The organism is Pseudomonas sp. CAU 1711, assembly GCF_039888625.1.
Taxonomy (GTDB): domain Bacteria; phylum Pseudomonadota; class Gammaproteobacteria; order Pseudomonadales; family Pseudomonadaceae; genus Aquipseudomonas.
On the sequence record NZ_JBDQQT010000010.1, the window covers coordinates 134,678 to 149,585 of the forward strand.

13 protein-coding genes are annotated in these 14,908 nt (G+C 60.0%); 7 read left to right on the forward strand and 6 right to left on the reverse strand.

Annotated features, from left to right (window positions below; translation table 11 throughout):
* Nucleotides 1-56 precede the first annotated feature (56 nt).
* The 4 genes from AAFN46_RS13165 to AAFN46_RS13180 form a co-directional block, all read right to left on the reverse strand.
* Nucleotides 57-461 (reverse strand): hypothetical protein, encoded by a 405-nt coding sequence (locus tag AAFN46_RS13165; protein WP_347809151.1) that lies wholly within the window; start codon nt 459-461, stop codon nt 57-59.
* Nucleotides 427-1,422: a patatin-like phospholipase family protein gene (locus AAFN46_RS13170; protein WP_347809152.1), complete on the reverse strand. Its 996-nt coding sequence runs from the start codon at nt 1,420-1,422 to the stop codon at nt 427-429. The genes AAFN46_RS13165 and AAFN46_RS13170 overlap by 35 nt, the downstream gene beginning before the upstream one ends.
* A gap of 169 nt (nt 1,423-1,591) precedes the next feature.
* Complete coding sequence (locus AAFN46_RS13175) at nt 1,592-2,353, reverse strand: TerC family protein (RefSeq protein ID WP_347809153.1); 762 nt, start codon at nt 2,351-2,353, stop codon at nt 1,592-1,594.
* A gap of 149 nt (nt 2,354-2,502) precedes the next feature.
* A complete protein-coding gene (locus AAFN46_RS13180) occupies nt 2,503-3,411 on the reverse strand; it encodes an AEC family transporter (RefSeq protein ID WP_347809154.1) in 909 nt (302 codons plus the stop codon).
* An 84-nt stretch (nt 3,412-3,495) separates the two neighbouring features.
* Here AAFN46_RS13180 and AAFN46_RS13185 point away from each other — a divergent pair, with 84 nt between their 5' ends.
* Nucleotides 3,496-3,897 carry a GFA family protein gene (locus AAFN46_RS13185; protein ID WP_347809155.1) on the forward strand — a complete coding sequence of 134 codons (402 nt, stop codon included), beginning with the start codon at nt 3,496-3,498 and terminating at the stop codon, nt 3,895-3,897.
* A 6-nt stretch (nt 3,898-3,903) separates the two neighbouring features.
* On the opposite strand, the gene AAFN46_RS13190 is transcribed toward AAFN46_RS13185, so the two are convergent.
* Nucleotides 3,904-5,859, reverse strand: coding sequence for a DUF4105 domain-containing protein (locus AAFN46_RS13190; RefSeq protein ID WP_347809156.1), 1,956 nt, complete (start codon nt 5,857-5,859; stop codon nt 3,904-3,906).
* On the reverse strand, nt 5,856-6,176 hold the full coding sequence (locus tag AAFN46_RS13195) for a DUF2388 domain-containing protein (RefSeq protein ID WP_347809157.1): 321 nt from the start codon (nt 6,174-6,176) through the stop codon (nt 5,856-5,858). The genes AAFN46_RS13190 and AAFN46_RS13195 overlap by 4 nt, the downstream gene beginning before the upstream one ends.
* A 297-nt stretch (nt 6,177-6,473) precedes the next feature.
* Between AAFN46_RS13195 and AAFN46_RS13200 the strand changes: the two genes are divergently transcribed.
* The 6 genes from AAFN46_RS13200 (at nt 6,474) to AAFN46_RS13225 (ending at nt 14,538) form a co-directional block, all read left to right on the forward strand.
* Nucleotides 6,474-7,967, forward strand: a complete 1,494-nt coding sequence (locus tag AAFN46_RS13200; RefSeq protein WP_347809158.1) for a glycosyltransferase — start codon at nt 6,474-6,476, stop codon at nt 7,965-7,967.
* Nucleotides 7,964-9,514, forward strand: a complete 1,551-nt coding sequence (locus AAFN46_RS13205; RefSeq protein WP_347809159.1) for a glycosyltransferase — start codon at nt 7,964-7,966, stop codon at nt 9,512-9,514. The genes AAFN46_RS13200 and AAFN46_RS13205 overlap by 4 nt, the downstream gene beginning before the upstream one ends.
* Complete coding sequence (locus AAFN46_RS13210) at nt 9,498-10,388, forward strand: methyltransferase domain-containing protein (protein ID WP_347809160.1); 891 nt, start codon at nt 9,498-9,500, stop codon at nt 10,386-10,388. Before AAFN46_RS13205 ends, AAFN46_RS13210 begins: the two co-directional genes overlap by 17 nt.
* A 3-nt stretch (nt 10,389-10,391) precedes the next feature.
* Nucleotides 10,392-11,219, forward strand: coding sequence for a class I SAM-dependent methyltransferase (locus AAFN46_RS13215; RefSeq protein ID WP_347809161.1), 828 nt, complete (start codon nt 10,392-10,394; stop codon nt 11,217-11,219).
* A gap of 77 nt (nt 11,220-11,296) precedes the next feature.
* Entirely contained in the window at nt 11,297-12,685 is a 1,389-nt protein-coding gene (locus AAFN46_RS13220; protein ID WP_347809162.1) for a hypothetical protein, read from the forward strand.
* Nucleotides 12,682-14,538 (forward strand): hypothetical protein, encoded by a 1,857-nt coding sequence (locus tag AAFN46_RS13225; protein ID WP_347809163.1) that lies wholly within the window; start codon nt 12,682-12,684, stop codon nt 14,536-14,538. The genes AAFN46_RS13220 and AAFN46_RS13225 overlap by 4 nt, the downstream gene beginning before the upstream one ends.
* Nucleotides 14,539-14,908: the final 370 nt, after the last annotated feature.

Here is a 14,908-nt window from a genome sequence, read left to right on the forward strand (position 1 = left end):
GTCGACCGATGACCCTGCCGCCGCACGGAGAGGCGATATGCCCCTCCGTGTGGCGCTCAGGCCAGCCGGGTGATGTGGATGGAGATGCAGCCGCTGTTATTGCCGTACATGAACGACACGTCGTTGGCGAACAGGGTCAGCTCGGACTCCGCACCGCTGGGAATCGTAAAACAGGCATCCCGCCCCAGCGGGAACAGCTGCCTGTCGGACTGCCCCAGGGCGCCAACCAGTTGGAACCAGGTCGCCTGCTTGCAGCGAATCAGCCACTTGAACAGCTTCTGCAACAGGTTGCCCGGCTGTCCGTCGGCGTCTGCCGGAATGCCGGCGTCGTACCACCGATCGGCGGACGCCTGCACCCGGTACGACTCCCCGGGACCCACCCGAATCCCCGTGGCGTTCCAGCGTAGCCTTGAGTCGATGCGGATGTCATGCCGCGTCTGGCCGACGACGAGCTTGTGCATGCTCACCTCCCGCCGTGAGTGCGGCACAGATCGCCTTCAGCTCTTCCGCATGCGAATGAATGAGGTGCACCGCGAGTGCCTGCAGATCGCGGATATTGCGCTCGCTGGCGTCGTCCATGTCGTCGTTGGCGCGCAGCGGATCGCCTCTCTTGCCCAGGTTGGCCTGCAGCCGGAAGTAGGAGCCTTCCGGCAGGATCTGGCGCATCTGGTAGTCCGCCGCGTCGGACACGCCATCGAACATGCAGCTGAGCAGGGGAATGACCCAGGCGGCCTGGCCCCAGTCCTTGGCATCCTGGTAGGGGATCTTGCGCGTCATCTGCCCGGTGCCGAGGGAGAGTACGAAGAACGCCTCTTCCTCGGGAAACAGCCTGCGCGCCTCGGCATAGCCGGACACCGCCGGGTTGTTGATGAACACGCCGCCGTCGACCAGGGCGCAGTCGTTCTCGCACACCTGCAGTGGCAGGGGCTCGAAGTAGGTGGGCGCCGCCGAGGTGGCGCGGGCTGCGTCGCGGACCCGGATGTCGCGGTGCGCTGTGTTCCAGCTTTTCAGGAACAGCGGGTCGCGCTGATGGAGGTCGTAAGCGGTCACCACGATATTCGGGCTCAGCTGGCCGAGCCTGTCGTCGCCGAAGTACTCCTCGAGCACCGTCTCCAGGCCCTCGTGCGAGTATTTCTCGTCGGTGATGTTGTAGCCCGGCATTCTCCTCCAGAGAGAGCGCGAGAATATCTCGGCTCCCCGCTTCTCGTAGAGTTCGCTCAGTTCCCGGGCCGAATACTGCGCGCCGCCGGCCTGGCTGCGTTTGCCGAACCCCAGCGCCAGCAGCCCGCCGGTCGAGGTCCCGATGATCAGGTCGAACAGTTCCGCAATAGGCCTTCCGGTTTTCCTCTCGATCTCGGCCAGTACCAGCGCCGGGATGATGCCGCGGATGCCGCCGCCATCGATGCTCAGTATCTTCTTCATAACTGCCTCCTTGTCCCTGTAGTGAATGACCGGCGGGGCCGGTCACTTGAACAGTTAGGACGAGTGGCAACAGAGCATTAGACCTTTGCGCGATTGCGGCTAGCGCGGATCGCAATCCCGCCGCCATGCAAAACGGGGCCATGCGGCCCCGTTTTCTGGCGTTCCCGGCTTACTCGCCCGGAATCTCCTTGCGCAGCTTGACCGGGTCTTCCTTGCGCCCGCGCAGCACGCGCATGCGGATATTCAGGGCCTCGACGCCGAGGGAGAAGGCCATAGCAAAGTAGACGTAGCCCTTGGGCACATGGACCTCGAAGGCCTCGGCGATCAGTACGGTGCCGACCACCACCAGGAAGGCCAGGGCCAGCATCTTCAGCGACGGGTGCCTGTCGATGAAGTCGCTGATGGTGCCGGCGGCCAGCATCATCACCAGCACTGCGACTATGATCGCGGCGACCATCACCGGCACCTGGTCGACCATGCCGACGGCGGTGATCACCGAATCCAGGCTGAACACGATGTCGATGATGGCGATCTGGATGATGGTGCCGATGAAGTTGCGCGCGGCGGCGTTGCCCGGCGTCTGCTCGCTTTCGTCCTCGCCTTCCAGGCTGTGATACATCTCGGTGGTGCTCTTCCACAGCAGGAACAGACCGCCGAAGAACAGGATCAGGTCGCGCCCGGAGATGCCCTGGCCGAACAGTTCGAACAGGTCGTTGGTCAAGCGCATGATCCAGGTGATCGACAGCAGCAGGGCGATGCGGGTGATCATCGCCAGGGCCAGGCCGAACAGGCGGGTGCGCGCCTGCAGGTGCGGCGGCATGCGCCCGACCAGGATGGCGATCATGATGATGTTGTCGATGCCGAGGACGATCTCCAGGGCGGTCAGGGTCAGAAAGGCAACCCAGATCTCGGGGTTGGTCAGCCATTCCATAGAAGGATCTCTGCAGGGGGGATGCGGTGCGCGATTCTAGCGTCGCCGCAGACGGAATGCTGCCGGCGGCGCAGAGGAATTTGTGTGGCCAAATGCTGCGGGCTATGGCTTGCGCCAGGCTTTCGCCGGGGCCGCGCGGCGGCAGGTCGTCAGCCGCCGAGCAGGGCCAGCACCAGCGGCAGGCTGGCGGCCGAGGCGAGGGTCTGCAGGGTGATGATGCCGGCCATCAGTTGACCGTCGCCGCCCAGCTGGCGGGTCAGCACATAGGCGGTGGGCGCCGTGGGCAGGGCGAAGAACAGCACCAGCAGCGCGCTCTCCAGCGGTGGCAACTGCAGCAGGCGGGCCACGGCATAGGCCAGCGCCGGCATGGCCAGCAGGCGCAGGGCGCAGTTCCACACCAGCGCGGACTTCTCGCCCCTGAACTCCTGTGGGCGCAACGCGGCGCCGACGCAGAGCAGCCCGAGCGGCAGGCTGGCCGCGGCCAGCAGGCCGAGCAGGCGATCGCTGCCGCCGGGCAGGCCGATGCCGAGCAGGTTGAGCAGCGCGCCGCCGGCACAGGCGAGGATCAGGGGGTTCTTCAGGATCGGCAGCAGCAGGCCGCGGGCACCGATGCCGCGCTCCGCCGACAGCGACCACACCGAGAGGATATTCACCGCCGGCACCAGCAGCGCCAGCAGCAGCGCGGCCAGCACCAGGCCGGGCTGGCCATGGAGGCTGCCGATGGCGGCCAGGCCGAGGTAGGTATTGAAGCGCAGGGCGCCCTGGGTGAAGGCGCCGAAACGCCCGGCCGGCCAGTCGCGTAGGTGCCGCATCAGCAGCAGGCCCAGCCAGCCGGCGGCGAGGCCGCCCAGCACGGCCAGGGCCAGGCGTGGCAGCGCCGGGTTGTCCAGCGGTGCGCTGGCCAGACTGCTGAGCAGCAGGGCGGGAAACAGGATGAAGTAGTTGAGGCGCTCGGCGGCCGGCCAGAAGGCCTCACCGGGGAAATTCCAGCGGCGCAGGGCGTAGCCGCCGACGATCAGGGCGAACAGGGGCCAGAGGGCTTGCAGCAGGGTGGTCACGGCGGGTTCCGGGGCGAAAAGACGCCATCTTGGGCAAAAGCGCGCGGGCGCGCTAGGGTGAGCAGATGCCTCAGGAGGGCTCCCATGCGCGAATCCGTCACCGGCGGCTGCCATTGCGGGCGGCTGCGCTACCGCATCGACGCGCCGTTGCGCGACATCGCCCACTGCCATTGCTCGGTGTGCCGGCGCACCGGCGGCGGCATCGTCACCACCTGGGCCACGGTGCCGCTGGCGAGCTTCCGCTGGAGCCAGGGCAGCCCCGCGGCCTATGCCTCGTCGGCCAGCTGCTTGCGCTACTTCTGCGGCCGCTGCGGTTGCCAACTGAGCCTGTTCACCAATCGCAGCCCGGACAGCCTGGACATCACCGTGGCCAGCCTGGACCACCCCGAGGCGGCGCCGGCCGACCGGCATATCTGGGTCAGCAGCCGGCTGCCCTGGCTGCAGCTGGACCCGCAGTTGCCGGAAGAGGACGAGGAACGGCTATGAGACCGGCTACAGGCTCAGCCCGCCGCCGGCCCGGTGCAGTTCGCGCAGGTGCTCGCCGAGGCGCTCGAGATTGCTCTCGCCCGCCTCGATCTCGGCCAGCAGCGCCGGCTCCAGCAGCTCGCGCACCTCGCGGTCGAGCGCTGCGCTGAGCTGGCGCAGGCGCAGCTGACGCGCCCCGCTGCTGGCCTGCAGCTGCCGCCACTCGCCGGGTTGCGGCAGGCCGTAGCCGGCGTCGAGCAGCTCCGCCGGACGACTGAGGAAGCCGCTGCCGGCGAGAATCTGCCGCAGGGTGGCATCGGCCTCGGCATGGCGCCGGTTCCCGGCGCCGCGGCCGCTCAGGTAGCGCTGCTTGAGCCGCTCCTGGGCCAGCAGCAGCTGGCGGCGCAGGGCCGCCTGCTCCAGCAGTAGCAGGGCAGCCGCGGAGCGCAGGTCGGCGCGAGCGAACCAGCGCTGGCGCTCGGCGGCCGGCAGTGCCAGCCAATCCTCGACCTGCCGCTGCGGCACCGGCAGGCGCGTGCGCAGGACGGCGAACATGGCCTGGTAGCGTTCGCGGAAGGAGTCGAAGCGATAACCCAGGCGCAGCGCCTCGCGCGGGTCGGCCAGCACGCTGCGGTCGGCCAGGCCGCGGGCGGCGAGCAGATCGAGCAGGCCGTTGGGCATGATGCTGTCGAGGTCCTGCAACTCGCTGCGCGCGGTGCCGGCGCGCAGCAGCTTGAGGGTCTCCACCGCGCAGTTGTTGGACAGGAACCAGTAGTCGCCGTCGTAGCTCCAGTGCTGCTCGGCGGCACGTTGCACCAGTCGCTCGATCTCGTCGCGCGACAGGCGCAGCGGCACCGAGGCCAGGCCGCGCAGCTCGACCTTGGTGTACTCCTCTATCACCTGGGCCAGCGGCAGGATGAATAGACGCGACGGGTAGGCGCCGGTCAGGCCGTCCCAGCTGGACAGCTGCACGTCGCCGACGAAGGCGCGGTAGGACAGCACCAGGTGTTGCTCCAGGTCCAGCCGGCAGGCCGGACCGCGCGGCCGGCCCGGGGCGCAGATGACCAGGCGCAGCATGCTGTGGCCCCAGCGGCTGGCCCACTGCTGGTTGGCCTCGGCCAGCAGATAGTCGACCTGGTAGACCCGCTCCGGGTCGAGCTGGCCCAGCGGCTGACGGGCGAAGTCGCGGCCGGCGTTGAGGTAGGCGAGCTCGGCCGGGCACTCGGCCTGCTGCGCCGGCTGCCAGGCGAAGTGCTCGCGCAGGTAGCGTTGCAGGCCGGGGCGCCGGCAGGCGTAGGTCGGGTCGAGGAGGAAGTACTCCAGGTTCACCGCGACGAACTCGCGCGGGTTGCTCAGCTCATAGGCATCCGGGCTGCGCGCCGCTTGCCCGTTGTTCCGCTCGCGGGCGCCGCGGCGGCCCACGGTCTGCGGCCAGCCGGCCAGGTCGAGCAGCTGTGGGTCGTCGCTGAGCGTGAAGCGCCGCGCGTCCTGCCCACGGCACTCGCCGCGCTGGCCGACCAGGCCGCTGACCTGGGTAGCGCGGCGGCAGCGCGCCAGCAACTGGCGCTGTGCCTCAGGCCAGAGCCGCGCGCGGTCATATATGTGAGTCAGCTCGTGCAGCACGGTGGCCAGCAACTCGCGGCGCAGGCTGCCATGGGTGCGACCGCTGGGGGCGCTGGCCTGGGCCGGGTCGAGCAGGCGCGGCAGCAGCTCGGCATTCAGCTGCAGGGCATCGCGGCGAGTGGCGCGCCCGTAGACGGCGGCCGGCAGCTCGGCGGACCAGCGCACCTCGATTCGCCGATCCAGGCGCTCGATGAAGCTGGGCGGCAGATGCGCCCTCGCCTGCTCGAGCAGGTCCAGACTCACCTGGCGCTGGGTGGGGGACAGGCCCTCGTTGTCCAGACTCAGGCGCAGGCCGGCTTGGGCCCCGGCGCCGACCAGCAGCACAAGCGCCAGCAGCCAGCGCGCGGGATGGGGGTTCACAGAGCGAGAATGGCTTCGGCCAGTTGCCGGTCGGAGGCTGCGCGGGCCTCGGGCAGCTGCTCGCGCAGGGTGGCGAAGGCCGCCTCCAGGCGCGCGCCACGGATATCGCCGCCGCTGGCGACGAAGCTGGCGGCATCGTCACGGGCGGCCAGCACCACCTTCATATCGCGGATCGAGGTGGTGGTGTCGGAGGTGAAGTCCAGGCTGCGATCCAGGGCGCGCACCAGGATATTGCTGGTGGCCACCAGGGTCTGCGCCTGGGCGGTGGCGGCGAGGCAGAGGCCGGTGACGATGATGCTAAGCAGTAGATGGCGCATGGTGGCTCTATGCAGGGAGGGAGATAGGTGAAGTATTGGACATGAACGCTCCACTGTTATTCAACTCAGTCGCGAGTTGCGTTGGCGCACAAGGAAGATGAAAAGGCGTCTGTCTATTGGGCAGAAAGTCGACCTGCGGGTCAGGCTTTCCAAGCGGCCCACTATTGCAAGCCACAGCAATAACTGTTGCTATGCGCGCGACCACGTGACGAGCAGGTTTCGTTCGCAAGGCCATGTGGTGAATAACAAGAGTCCGAGTGCAAGATAGGCGCACTATCCCCACAACAAGCGATACAGATGATAATTCTCGTTTGCTCTAAGATCAGCCAGGCCAGCATCCAAGCGTCTCTAGGCAAGCCGGAGTACAGCTATTACTTCCTGCTGAAGGAGTTTCTTCCCGCACTTGAACGGATAGCTCAAATCGAGGTGCTGGACTCGGTGGCGGACGTCGATAGTCTGTACCGTCAGTATACCGAGGCGGGGGAGGCGGTGCTGTTCCTCAGTGTCAGCCCTCCCCATCAGACGCCGGTCGGCCTGGACTGCCCGACGCTTTGTCTGTTCGCCTGGGAGTTCGACTCTCTACCTGACGAGCCCTGGGATGACGAACCACGCAATGATTGGCGGTACGTGTTTCGCCATATAGCCGGAGCCATTTGCACCAGCCGTGAGTCGCAGCACTTGGTGGAGCGGGAGGCGCCTGGTTTTCCGATTGCCGCCATCCCCGCCCCGGTGTGGAATCACTACGCCCATCTGGCTGAGGCCGATGGGCATTTGCCACTGCGTGATGCGCGCTATTTTTCCTTCACCGGATATTTGATTGATAGCGCCATCTTGGGCCTCTCGGCTGACGGCCTGGTGCCGGAAACCGCACATCTAGCGCCGGAGAGCAATGCGCCAAACGGCGTCGAGCCTGCAGAGCGTGCCATGCCTGAAGATGCGCCCGGACTCTGGGCCCTGAGCAAGCAACTCTACCAGGAGTGGCGCAATGAGCTGGCTTTGCCGCGTGCGTCACGGGATAAGGCCAATGGCGCAAGCGTTGCAGACGATGCAGCTGTTTCCGTGCGGCCTGCAGTGCCGGCGGGGGTGCTGTTCACGGAAACTCCTCTCAATTTGCAGGTGACCGGAGTCGTCTACACCACGCTGCTGAATCCGGCGGATAGCCGCAAGAACTGGACGGAAATCATCGCGGCGTTCTGCTGGGCTTTCAAGGACGAAGCCGAGGCTACCCTGGTCGTCAAGATGACCCACTACGATCTGGAGTATTACCGGATCGTCCTGATTACTCTGCTGTCGCGTCTTTCGCCATTCAAGTGCCGGGTACTGGTAGTGCATGGTTTTCTGGAAGAGGGGCAGTATCAGGAGCTGATCAAGGCCACCAGCTACTACGTCAATGCCTCTTCCGGGGAGGGCTTGTGCCTGCCGCTGATGGAGTTTCTTTCCGCGGGGTGTCCGGCATTGGCGCCAACGCACACCGCCATGGCCGATTATATCCAGGGCTCCCTGGCCTTTACCGTCGACTGCTCGCGGGAGCCCTTCTGCTGGCCGCATGACCCCTCAGGCGTCTACATGACACATCGGCACCGGCTGAACTGGGCTTCGCTGGTGGCGGCGTTCAGAGAGAGCTTCCGGGTGGTGCGCGAGGAGCCTGAGCGCTACCGGTCGATGTCGAAGAGCGCCTGCGCGCGGCTGCAGGGTTTCGCATCGCAGGATCAGGTCGCTCGGCAGCTGTCCGAGTTCATTCAGGCCCTAGACCCCTCCCGTATTCTGGATAAGCGGCAAAACAGAGCATGAAGATCCTGGTGTATTCAGCGGTAAACGCCGACACGATTGGTTCTAGTCTTGGCCTGCCGGACTACAGCTATTACTTCGTATTACGAGACTTCCTACCGGTGCTGCAGGAGCTTGCCGAGGTAGTTGTGGTGCGCGACCTGGCCGAAGTGACAGGCTTGCATGAGGCCTGCACCTCGACCGGCGACGATTGCGTGCTACTGGCGTTCACCCCGCCGCACAAGTCCCCCACCGATTTGCCGTGCAAGGTCATACCTGTGTTTGCCTGGGAGTTCTACAGCATCCCCAACGAAAGCTGGCAAGGCGATGAGCGGCAGAATTGGAGTGCGATGCTTGCCCGGTTTGGAATGGCGATTACCCACTCCGAGCTGATTGTGCGCAGCGTGCGGGCCGAACTGGGCGTGGACTACCCGATTGCCTCCATGCCATCACCGGTATGGGACAAGTTCGCGGCTTTTCGTCGTGACAGGCGCGGGATTCCCGAGAAAACCGTGATCAAGGTTGCCGATGGTGTGATTGCGGACACTTGCGACCCGGCTCTTAGCCCCTATATCTCAGGGCAGGATGCGATCGCCTGCGTAGTGCAGGCGATTCGTGAGCACGAGAGCGCCATGCGTCGGCGGCAGGCTCCCCAGGCCGAGGTTCCTGTCTGCCGCACCGAATCGGTCGCGACTATCACGTGGCGCTACCTGCGGCAATGGCTGAAACAGGTATCCCAGGCAGTCTGGCGTGCCGCGTGTCGTCCCCATTCAGTCGCCATCGAAGGCCTGGAACTGCGCACTTCGGAAAAGGCGAAGCTGGAACCTGACAACCCCGTAGAGCCTCCGCATCCTGGCACTCAAGGCCTGGCGCCGAAAATGCCGGTCTGGACCCCGGGCGAATGCAGGCTGACATTGTCTGGCGTGGTATTTACCGCGTTGTTCAATCCCTACGATGGTCGCAAGAACTGGGCGGACATGTTGACCGCGTTCTGTTCGGCGTTTCGCGATACCGAAGATGCCACCCTGGTGTTCAAGCTGGGCCATCGCGAGTACGAGTCGGCCATGCACGACATGCTGATCTGGCTGGCGCGCATGCCCAAGTTCAAATGCCGGGTCGTGCTGCTACAAGGCTACCTGGACGGCAAGGAGTTCGATAGCCTCATTCAGGCCACCGCCTTCGCCGTCAATGCCTCGCATGGTGAAGGCCAATGCCTGCCGTTGATGGAGTTTCTTTCATGTGGCAAGCCCGCCGTGGCGCCTCGGCATTCGGCCATGCTCGATTACATGGATGAGGATGTCGGCTTCGTGGTTTCAAGTTGGGAAGATGCTACGGCTTGGTCGCACGACCCACGTCTGGCGTACCGCACGGTGCGTCACCAGATCGACTGGGACTCTTTGCGCAGCGCTTATATCGCTGCCTACAACTGCTATCGACAGGCTCCGCAGGAATACCGGCGGCTGTCAGACAATGCTATCGAGCGAATGAGGAGCCATTGTTCGCAGGCCGTTACCGCAGGGCGCCTAAGAGAGTTTCTGGTTATGGGAGGGGCTCATGCGGCTCATGCGTAAATGGTGGCAGCGCTGTTGTTCGGCCGTCCATGGTGCTGCTCAGACTACGCAACCGCCTGCTTTGCAAGTAGTCGACCCGCGTGACTGCGGTTTGGTTGACGCGGTGATGGGAGGGTGGTTTCAGAATGCCTCGGATGAGCTGTTTCGTGGTTTCAGCATAGCCGCAGACGATGTAGTGCTGGATCTGGGTTGCGGGCACGGCGGTTCGACGCTGTTCTGTGCTCGTCGCGGTGCGCACGTGATCTTTACCGACAGCGAGGCGGAGAAAGTCGAGGCGTTGCGAGAAAAAGTTCGCGAGACGTCGGCCCGGCAGGCTGAGGGCATCGTCTCGAATAGTCTGCCCTTACCCTTGGCGGACAATCTGGCCAGCAAAGTCATTGCCCTCGAAGTGTTGGAGCATGTCGAGCAGCCATTGGCGATACTCCAAGAGTTGGTCAGGGTCGGTCGCCCTGGTGCGCAGTATTTTATTTCGGTGCCCGATCGGGCGAGTGAGGAACTGCAGCGTGCGGTAGCGCCAGCGCTGCATTTCGAGCCCCCCAACCATATCAATGTGTTCTCCCGCGAAGCATTCGTCGAATTGGTGGAAAACGCCGGGCTGATTATCGAAAGTCGAGATTCTTATGGCTTTTATTGGACGCTGTGGATGATGCTGTTTTGGGGCACCAAGCAGGCCGAAGGGCACGTCTTCAGCGGCGCGACTCACGATCAGCTGGAGGGGCCCTTTCATCCGCTGCTAAATAGTTGGGCCACTCTCTGGCACGCGACCATCAACCTGCCAGGCGGTGAAAAAATTCGTGCAGCCCTGGATCAGGCCCTGCCTAAAACGCAAATCATCCTGGCGCGTAAACCCGTTTCATCTGTCGAACTTGAGTGAAACATGCTCTCTTCATTTAATAATTTCTTTCGCAAGAAAACTGTTCAGCCTTTGTCTGTACAAGAGTCCAGTCCCGTTGAGCCGGTGCCGGCAGACTTCACGCTGGTAGACGCCTCTTTGAGTGGCTGGTTCAAGGAAGAGACCGGGGAGTTGCTTGAGGGGTTCCCCGTCAGTGCGGATGACCATGTATTGGATGTCGGCTGCGGCGACGGCACTTTCATTGGCTTTTGTGCAAAACTTGGTGCCGAAGTAACGTTTGCCGATATCGATTCGGAGAAAATAGCCACTGTGAGTAGCCGCCTAGAGCAATTCAATGCTCGTGGCGTTCATGGATTGGTGAGTGATGCAGATCCGTTACCGCTGCCCGATGCCTATGCTGATAAAATCATCGCTATGGAAGTCATGGAGCATGTTGATTCCCCGTCGAGTTTCATTCACGAGCTTGTCCGCGTAGGAAAACCAGGTGCGTTGTATTTGCTAAGTGTTCCAGATGCCACAAGTGAGCTGGTTCAAAAGCACCTAGCCCCTCCGGGGCACTTCGAGAAGCCCAATCACATCAATGTCTTCAGTCGGGCCGAGTTCGAACAGTTGATAGTGGACGCCGGCCTGATCATTGAGAAGCATGCCTATTATGGGTTCTATTGGTCAATCTTTTGGGCGTTCTTCTGGACATGCGATCAGGATCTGTCTCCGCCATGGCACCCGTTGTTGGAAAGTTGGGCCAGAACATGGGACATGCTTCTTAAAATGCGCGACGGCCCGCGTATCAAGAAAGCCTTGGATGAGGCCATGCCAAAGAGCCAGGCAATCATTGCTCGTAAGCCGGCATAGAGCTCTAAGGACTACTTTCGATGTCTTCTTTTTTTCCACTGGATCGCAGTCTTGCATGTGCTAGACGGTATTGGGTGATGCTGGCCTGCACGGGCTTGGTCGGCGCCGTGGTCTTATTTATCCGTATGAGCTTGGGTTTCGAATTTCCCATTCCATGGAATGATGAAACTGCTTTCACTTCGCAGGCATTCGAGTTTAGCCATACAGGAAGTTTTTATGTATACGGGTTGAACAGTGAGCGTGTGGTAATGTGGATGCCGCCGGGATACATGTTGCTCTTGTCCGGTATATATAAGATTTTCGGGTATAGCTTCGAGATCTCCCGCTGGGCTTCTACCCTGATGTACTTGGGCTGTTTTGGGGTGGGGCTCGTAATTGTTCACATCACGCTGAGTGGCTGGCGGCAGAGGCTGGCACTGGTGCTGATGCTATTAGCTTTTCTCTCGCCTTATTCGCTGGCGATTTCCAATATTGCGCGGATGGAAGGGTTATATACATTAATCTTTCTGCTCTCTCTGTTGGCGGTACTAAGAGATAAGTATGCCTTGGGGCTGGCGCTGGTGCTGCTCGGTGCAATCGTGCATTTCAATGCAGTGTATTTCCTGCTGCCCTATGGCGTACTGGTATTATGGAAGATTTTGCACCGAGAAACCCTCAGCATCGGTCCGGGTGAGTTGCTGGCGTTGGTCATCGCCGCACTGACGCTGGCTAGTTATGGCTTGTTTGTAATCAAGCATATCGATGGATTTTGGCAGGACATGCAGTTCCAGTTTGCCTATAAATTGGGCTCGCCGGTGATGGGGGGGAGTGAAGGCTGGACGCTGCTTGGCCTAGTGCTATTGATTCCTTTCTTACAGTTGATTGCACATCGCCGTCTCGGAGCGGAGGCTTTTCTGTCGTTGTATGGTGTGGCCTTTATTGCCATGACTTTGAACGGTCACAACATGTGGTACAGCTTTGGATATAACTTCGGTTTCTGGCTATTATTGCTGGGCGTGTTGGTCAGCACGGCCACGCTGAGTAGAGCTTGGTGTCGCATAGGTTGTGCGTTGATTGCTGGTGGCCTGTTTTACCAATTGGGGCTGCATGCCGGCAGTGGCAATCCCCAAATCGATGCACTCAATCCACGCTTGTCGATGTTGTCCCGTAACTTCCTGCCAGCCAGTGAAATCGATAAGGTTAGGGCTTTTATTGCAACCTTACCACCTGATACTACCGTCTCGTTCGGTTATTCCGGCGTTGAACAATACTTCTTTGACGATTTCTTCCGTTCCGGTGCGCGCTGGACAGGTTCTGCCCACAGTGTGACCCAAGTCTTTCCCGCGCGTAGTGTGGATTATCGAGTACTTTGTGACAGCGCAATGTTTCCCAACTATTTGTTTGTTTATGACTGGGATGGTTATCCGCGCAAAGGACTTGACAGTGGTTGCACCATCATTCCGATGATTAAAGAGGCTATCAAGTGAATAGTCAATTTGTGAGGAACTTTGGTATTAGATGCTTGCACGAAAGAGCCGCAGGTACCCTAGGCTCTATCGATCGAGTCACCCCATTCGTTACATCATTAATGATATTGCTATTCATCAGTGCGACCGTTATTTTTGTTCGGCATAATAGTCATTTTATAAGTGATGACTTTGATCATTTTGATGATGCTATTTCGAAGAGTTTAGGCGAGATGCTGGCGACGCGTATAGATGTGCATTTCGCCCCCTTGCATCAGCTCGCGAGCTATTTGCTTTTTAAGCTGTCTCCCTTAAATTTCGATGTTGCTTTGGGGGTCATGATCGCAGGCTGGATAGGGGGAGTTCTTCTTCTGTACCTTGTTTTGAACCGGCTAGCTCCACAGCGTATGGCTTTATTAGTCACGCTCATAGCTGCGACGAGTCCTGCATGGTTGCACATTTTGATCTGGTGGAGCGCAGCTATCCATAGAATTCCCTATCTGCTGCTGCAGGCGATGGCCTGTTTTTACTACCTGCGCTATCGTGAAAATAGACGAAAAGCTGAGGCGCTGCTCTGCTTGGCAATGCAGGTTATTGCGCTCGGATTCTACATAAAGGCTATTTTGTTTCCCGTTATCTTAATCGCTGTCGAGGGTTGTCTTTCTTTCTTCAACAAGAAATTGTCTCGCGAGGGGGGGGGGCTGTGTATATGCATGTCACTGATCTCAGCAGTTTATGTGGCTTGGTACCTGCTTTGCTCGCCGACTATACAACTTAATAATGAAATGGATGTGCCAGAAGTACTTTCGGTTGCATTTAATTTTGTCACTCGACTTGGGGCTGTTTTATTATTTTTACCAATTGAACAGAGTTGGGCAGAATGGGTTGCTGGAATATTCTGGGTTAGCCTAGCATGCTGGTCGATCTGGCGCAGGCCACGTAGCGCATTGCCAATAGCGGCGTTGCTTGCAACACTGATCATTAGCTTTACCTTGGCGGTGGTTGGGCGAGGCGCTCTTGCAGGCTTTCCCTTAGCATCTATGCGCTACTACTCGGATGAGCTTTTTGTAGTTGCCATTTTCACTATATTGATCATAACGGAACATATTGATTCTTCAACCAAAGCATTTTCTCCAAGTAGAAAGCATTACAGGTCTTTGGTATTGCTTGCAGTGCTTATTTGCTACCCTGTAGGCTCTTATTATGCGAGTCGCTCTATTTTTTCAAAGGCTTATGAACAACATCGCCTCACCCATGACTTTATGAGCGAGCTGGACCGTTCGCTCAAGGCCGCATCCATTGAGCTTTCTCCACGGGTAGTTTGGCCTGCAGATTTTCCCGCGTTCGTATATGGTTTTATGGGGGCGCGTAAGCCTATGACTAATATTATGGAGGCTGTATACCCACGGCTAAGGTGGCTGCATCAGCCTGAGCAGGCTCGGGGTAAGGTGTCTGAAATCCGAGATGATGGACAATTGGAGGTTATAGTCCTCCCAGATAAGCCTGATTTCAAAGATAACAGAAGCTTCCCTGATTGGAGTGCCGCCGAGAAGACACATCGCTGGAGTAGTGGTTATCGCGCAACAATATTGTTTTCCTCCCGGCCGGAGCATAAGTATAAGGGCGAACTCATAGTCAGAGGGCCTATTTTAGGGGCTCAACAGGTGACGATACGCCTGAATGGCGCAGAGATTTCCACAGTTAGGTTGGATGAGAGTGCCAGCTGCTGTAGCTGGTCAGTAGGATTTTCTCCTGCCTTACTCCGTGGAGACGGGTTAAATGCTTTCGAATTTGATCTACCCGATGCGCGCAAGCCTGGTAACGGTGATCAGCGCACATTGGCGATAGGGGTACAAACAGTTCTGATTCGTTAGGTGGCTATGAAATGGCCCTGAATTTGCGAAATGGCCGCCCTGTAACCCATATGGTTGCTGGGGTGTTTATTTAAGTACCGCCTTTTTCAAGCTCTGATAGCCGTTATATGCATATGTTGAGCGCTTTAAGTTGGAACGCGACTTTTGAGAGGCGGAAGGGTCTAGTATTGTCAAGCGGACAGCAATTAGGGCGTTGTCAGTTTTACTCTTGGATTAGTGCGAGTGCGTCGAATGCAGGCCGTTCCAAGTAAGTTAAATCGTAACGGGGCAGTTTAAGTTGCTAGGCGTCTAGAGTGCCGGAGTCGTCGAACTAAGGGAGCTTAAGGTTCCTTGCATAATCTCGTGCTCTATTGAGCCCGCTTGTAGCGAT

What these genes read in the sequence shown, in the direction of transcription:
- AAFN46_RS13210 (WP_347809160.1), top strand. Translation starts at nt 9,498, where the DNA reads ATGCGGCTCATGCGTAAATGGTGGCAGCGCTGTTGTTCGGCCGTCCAT.
- AAFN46_RS13175 (WP_347809153.1), bottom strand. Translation starts at nt 2,353, where the DNA reads ATGGAATGGCTGACCAACCCCGAGATCTGGGTTGCCTTTCTGACCCTG.
- AAFN46_RS13195 (WP_347809157.1), bottom strand. Translation starts at nt 6,176, where the DNA reads ATGCGCCATCTACTGCTTAGCATCATCGTCACCGGCCTCTGCCTCGCC.
- AAFN46_RS13220 (WP_347809162.1), top strand. Translation starts at nt 11,297, where the DNA reads ATGCTGGCCTGCACGGGCTTGGTCGGCGCCGTGGTCTTATTTATCCGT.
- AAFN46_RS13185 (WP_347809155.1), top strand. Translation starts at nt 3,496, where the DNA reads ATGCGCGAATCCGTCACCGGCGGCTGCCATTGCGGGCGGCTGCGCTAC.
- AAFN46_RS13165 (WP_347809151.1), bottom strand. Translation starts at nt 461, where the DNA reads ATGCACAAGCTCGTCGTCGGCCAGACGCGGCATGACATCCGCATCGAC.
- AAFN46_RS13170 (WP_347809152.1), bottom strand. Translation starts at nt 1,422, where the DNA reads ATGAAGAAGATACTGAGCATCGATGGCGGCGGCATCCGCGGCATCATC.
- AAFN46_RS13215 (WP_347809161.1), top strand. Translation starts at nt 10,392, where the DNA reads ATGCTCTCTTCATTTAATAATTTCTTTCGCAAGAAAACTGTTCAGCCT.
- AAFN46_RS13205 (WP_347809159.1), top strand. Translation starts at nt 7,964, where the DNA reads ATGAAGATCCTGGTGTATTCAGCGGTAAACGCCGACACGATTGGTTCT.
- AAFN46_RS13200 (WP_347809158.1), top strand. Translation starts at nt 6,474, where the DNA reads ATGATAATTCTCGTTTGCTCTAAGATCAGCCAGGCCAGCATCCAAGCG.